The 5,326-nt window shown below is 70.6% G+C and carries 3 protein-coding genes and 1 pseudogene; all 4 read left to right on the forward strand.

The annotated features are described in order from the left end of the window. The coding region (locus ACFC8N_RS48580; protein ID WP_376296072.1) for an alpha-glucosidase C-terminal domain-containing protein at nucleotides 1–752 on the forward strand (752 nt) is incomplete at its 5' end. Next, nucleotides 749–2,467 (forward strand): maltose alpha-D-glucosyltransferase, encoded by a 1,719-nt coding sequence (gene treS / locus ACFC8N_RS48585; RefSeq protein ID WP_362818827.1) that lies wholly within the window; start codon nucleotides 749–751, stop codon nucleotides 2,465–2,467. The genes ACFC8N_RS48580 and treS, both read left to right, overlap by 4 nt. A 109-nt stretch (nucleotides 2,468–2,576) precedes the next feature. Continuing rightward, a pseudogene (locus tag ACFC8N_RS48590) lies at nucleotides 2,577–2,852 on the forward strand (maltokinase); the annotation flags it as partial. Between the two features lie 893 nt (nucleotides 2,853–3,745). After that, nucleotides 3,746–5,326: 1,4-alpha-glucan branching enzyme (gene glgB, locus ACFC8N_RS48595; RefSeq protein WP_376296073.1), on the forward strand; the 1,581-nt coding region annotated here is incomplete at its 3' end.

Here is a 5,326-nt window from a genome sequence, read left to right on the forward strand (position 1 = left end):
CCCGCCCCGCGATGATGCACACCCTCGCCCAGATCGGCTTCCAGCAGTCCTACACCTACTTCACCTGGCGCAACACCAAGCACGAACTCACCGAACACCTCACCGAGTTGACCGGCGAGGCCGCCGCGTACATGCGGCCGAACCTCTTCGCCAACACCCCGGACATCCTGCACGCCTACCTCCAGCACGGCGGCCGCCCCGCCTTCGAGGTCCGCGCCGTGCTCGCCGCCACCCTCTCCCCCGCCTGGGGCCTGTACAGCGGCTACGAACTGTGCGAGAACACCCCGCTGAAGGACGGCAGCGAGGAGTACCTCGACTCCGAGAAGTACCAACTCAGGCCCCGCGACTGGGAGTCCGCCGAACGCGAGGGCCGCAGCATCGCCCCCCTCATCACCCGCCTCAACACCGTCCGACGGCAGAATCCGGCGCTGCGCCAACTGCGCGATCTGCACTTCCACCACGCCGACAAGGACGCGGTGATCGCCTACTCGAAGCGGAGCGGGTCGAACACGGTTCTGGTGGTCGCGAACCTCGATCCCCGCCACACCCAGGAGGCCACGGTCTCGTTGGACATGCCGCAACTCGGCCTGGAATGGCACGAGTCCGTGCCGGTGCGCGACGAGCTCACCGGCGAGACCTATCACTGGGGCAGGGCCAACTATGTGCGCCTCGAACCGGGCCTCAGGCCCGCGCACGTCTTCAGCGTCCTGCGACCGTCCACCCCGCAGATCGGAGGGTCACCCACCACATGATCGTCAATGAGCCCGTTCCGGACACCTTCGAGGACACGCCCGCCAAGGACCGTGACCCGGATTGGTTCAAACGCGCCGTCTTCTACGAGGTCCTGGTCCGCTCCTTCCAGGACAGCAACGGCGACGGCATCGGCGACCTGAAAGGTCTGACCGCCAAGCTCGACTATCTGCAATGGCTCGGCGTGGACTGCCTGTGGCTCCCGCCGTTCTTCAAGTCACCGCTGCGGGACGGTGGTTACGACGTCTCGGACTACACGGCCGTCCTGCCCGAGTTCGGCGACCTCGCCGACTTCGTGGAGTTCGTGGACGCCGCCCACCAGCGCGGCATGCGCGTCATCATCGACTTCGTCATGAACCACACCAGCGACCAGCACCCGTGGTTCCAGGAGTCGAGGCGCGACCCGGACGGGCCGTACGGCGACTACTACGTATGGGCCGACGACGACAAGCAGTTCCAGGACGCCCGGATCATCTTCGTCGACACCGAGGCCTCCAACTGGACGTACGACCCCGTACGCAAGCAGTACTACTGGCACCGCTTCTTCTCGCACCAGCCGGATCTGAACTACGAGAACCCGGCGGTGCAGGAGGAGATGATCTCCGCGCTGAAGTTCTGGCTGGATCTCGGCATCGACGGGTTCCGGCTGGACGCCGTGCCGTACCTGTACCAGCAGGAGGGCACCAACTGCGAGAACCTGCCGGCGACCCATGAGTTCCTGAAGCGGGTCCGCAAGGAGATCGACACCCAGTACCCGGACACGGTGCTGCTGGCGGAGGCCAACCAGTGGCCCGAGGACGTGGTCGACTACTTCGGCGACTACGGCACCGGCGGCGACGAGTGCCACATGGCCTTCCACTTCCCCGTCATGCCACGCATCTTCATGGCCGTACGCCGCGAATCGCGCTACCCGGTCTCCGAGATCCTCGCCAAGACCCCCGCGATCCCGTCGAAATGCCAGTGGGGCATCTTCCTGCGCAACCACGACGAGCTCACCCTCGAAATGGTCACCGACGAAGAACGCGACTACATGTGGGCCGAATACGCCAAGGACCCCCGCATGCGCGCCAACATCGGCATCCGCCGCCGCCTCGCCCCGCTCCTCGACAACGACCGCAACCAGATCGAGCTGTTCACCGCCCTGCTGCTCTCCCTGCCCGGCTCACCGATCCTCTACTACGGCGACGAGATCGGCATGGGCGACAACATCTGGCTCGGCGACCGCGACGCCGTCCGCACCCCCATGCAGTGGACCCCCGACCGCAACGCCGGCTTCTCGTCCAGCGACCCCGGGCGGCTCTTCCTGCCGACGATCATGGACCCCGTCTACGGCTACCAGGTCACCAACGTGGAAGCCGCGATGTCCTCGCCGTCGTCGCTGCTGCACTGGACCCGGCGCATGATCGAGATCCGCAAGCAGAACCCCGCCTTCGGACTCGGGTCGTACAACGAGCTCCAGTCCTCCAACCCGGCGGTGCTCGCCTTCCTGCGTGAGGCACCCCTGTCGCGGGACGGCGAGGACGACCTCGTGCTGTGCGTGCACAACTTCTCGCGCTTCGCCCAGCCGACCGAGCTGGACCTGAGCCGGTTCCGCGGGCGGCATCCCGTCGAACTGTTCGGCGGGGTCCGCTTCCCGGCGATCGGTGAACTGCCGTACCTGCTCACCCTCGCGGGGCACGGCTTCTACTGGTTCAGGCTGCGCCGCGAGTCCGCGTAGCGGACCCGTGTGGTTCCGGCCGGGCGGGGCGGTGGCGCGTTTCCACCGGCCCGCCCGGGGCACGCACAAGGAACACCCCCGACGACCCCGGGGAAAGGACATGACCCCCATGGCGGATCCGGTCACCACCCCCTCGCTCCTGGATTCCCTCGCTCCTCTGTTGCGCACCTGGCTGCCGAGACAACGCTGGTTCGCGGGCAAGGGACGCGCGGTCACCGGGTTCACCCCGGTCGCCGTCACCGAGCTGCTCCCGCCCCACGGCCGCCTCGGCCTGTACCATCTGCTGCTCCGCGTCCACCAGCCGGACCTGCGCGGCCCCGGCGACTGCTACCAGTTCCTCATAGGCGTGCGCGAGGCGCTGCCGCCCCGGCTGGCGCCCGCGCTGATCGGACACGTGGACGAGGGGCCGCTCGCCGGACGCACGGTGTACGAGGCCCTGTACGACCCCCGGCCCGCCGAAGTGCTCCTGGAGGCCCTGCGCACCCGGGCCCGCGTCGGCGGGCTGCGCTTCGAACGGGACCCGGGGCACGAGATCCGCACGGGTCTGGTGGCCCGGCTGCTGACCGCCGAACAGTCCAACTCCTCGGTGGTGTACGGCGACACGTTCATCCTGAAGCTGCTGCGCCGGGTGGTGCCCGGCGTCAATCCCGACCTGGAGCTGCCGCTCGCGCTGGCCCGCGAGGGCTGCCCCCGGGTGCCCGCGCCGACGGCGTGGGCGCGCGCGGAGATCGGGCGGGAGACGTATGTCCTCGCCGTGCTCCAGCCCTTCGTGCGCGGCGCGGCCGACGGCTGGGAGCTGGCGCTGCGCGAACTGGCCAAGGGCGAGGACTTCGTCGCCGAGGCGCGCGCGCTGGGCCGGGCCACCGCCGAGGTGCACACCGCGCTCGCCCGCGCCCTGCCGACGGTCACCCTCGGGCACGCCCCCCTGCGGGCGCTGGCCGAGGGGATGAGGGAGCGGCTGGGGGCGGCCGTACAGGCCGTACCGGCGCTGCGGCCGTACGAGGACGGGCTGCGGCAGGCATACGCGGATCTGGACCGGCCGGCCGCCGAGGGCCGCACCTGGACCGCGCAGCGGATCCACGGCGATCTGCACCTCGGGCAGTGTCTGCGCGCGGCGGACGGGACCTGGTCGCTGATCGACTTCGAGGGCGAGCCGGCCCGGCCGCTCGCCGAACGGCGCCTGCCGCAGCCGCCGGTGCGGGACGTCGCCGGGATGCTGCGCTCCTTCGACTACGCGGCCCACTCGGTGCGGCCGCCCGCACCGGACTGGGCGCGCGGGTGCCGGGCCGCCTACTGCGCGGGGTACGCGCAGGTGGCGGGCCGCGATCCGCGCGCCGACGCGGTGCTGCTGCGGGCCTACGAGACCGACAAGGCGGTGTACGAGGTGCTCTACGAGGCCCGGCACCGGCCCGACTGGCTCCCCGTACCGCTCTCGGCGATCCGCCGGCTCGCCGCGTCCGACCAGGAGGCCCGTCCGTGACGAACCGGCACACCGGCTCCGCCGCCGTGGACCGAGCCGACCGCGAGCGGCTGCTGCACGGCGTCCATCACGACCCGCACGCGGTCCTCGGCGCCCATCCGGTGCCGGGCGGTGTCGCGTTCCGGGCCTTTCGGCCGTACGCGCTGTCCGTCACCGTCGTCGCCGGCGAGCTGAAGGCGGAACTGCACGACGACGGGGACGGCTTCTTCAGCGGCCTGCTCCCGCTCCCCGAGGTCCCCGCCTACCGGCTGCGCGTGGCGTACGAGGGGACGGTCCTGGAGACCGAGGACGCCTACCGTTTCCTGCCCACGCTCGGCGAGCTGGACCTGCATCTGATCGGCGAGGGCCGGCACGAGCAGCTGTGGCGGGCGCTCGGCGCGCATGTCACGGTGCACGAGGGCGTGTCCGGCACCCGGTTCGCGGTGTGGGCGCCGGACGCGCGCGGGGTGCGGCTCGCGGGCGGTTTCGACTTCTGGGACGGCACCGGGCATCCGATGCGCTCGCTGGGCTCGTCCGGGGTGTGGGAGCTGTTCGTGCCGGGCCTCGGCGAGGGCGAGCTGTACAAGTTCGAGATCACCCGTCCCGACGGCTCGCGCACCCTGCGCGCCGATCCGCTGGCCCGCCGCACGGAGGCCCCGCCCGCCACCTCGTCGATCGTGACCGCCTCGCACCACGAGTGGGGCGACGCGCAGTGGATGGCACACCGGGGGGACAGAGACGTGCACCGGGCGCCGCTGTCGGTGTACGAGGTCCATCTGCCCTCCTGGCGGCCGGGGCTGTCGTATCGCGAGCTGGCCGACCAACTCCCTGCCTATGTCTCCGAGTTGGGTTTCACGCATGTGGAGCTGATGCCGGTCGCCGAGCATCCCTTCGGCGGCTCCTGGGGCTACCAGGTGACCGGCTTCTACGCCCCCACGGCCCGGCTCGGCACACCGGACGACTTCCGCCACCTGGTGGACAGGCTGCATCAGGCCGGGATCGGTGTGCTGATGGACTGGGTGCCGGCGCACTTCCCGCGCGACGACTGGGCGCTGGCCGAGTTCGACGGGCGTCCGCTGTACGAGCACCACGATCCGCTGCGGGCCGCGCATCCGGACTGGGGGACGCTGGAGTTCGACTTCGGCCGCCGGGAGGTGCGCAACTTCCTGGTGGCGAACGCCGTGTACTGGTGCGAGGAGTTCCACATCGACGGGCTGCGCGTGGACGCCGTGGCCTCGATGCTGTACCTGGACTACTCGCGCGAGCCGGGCCAGTGGACGCCGAACGAGCACGGCGGCCGGGAGAACCTGGACGCGGTGGCCTTCCTCCAGGAGATGAACGCGACCGTGTACCGGCGCTGCCCGGGGGTCGTCACCATCGCCGAGGAGTCCACGGCCTGG

The organism is Streptomyces sp. NPDC055966, from assembly GCF_042269865.1.
Taxonomy (GTDB): domain Bacteria; phylum Actinomycetota; class Actinomycetes; order Streptomycetales; family Streptomycetaceae; genus Streptomyces.

Excerpts from the sequence above, each read along its gene's own strand:
- treS (WP_362818827.1), top strand. The coding sequence starts at position 749 with ATGATCGTCAATGAGCCCGTTCCGGACACCTTCGAGGACACGCCCGCC.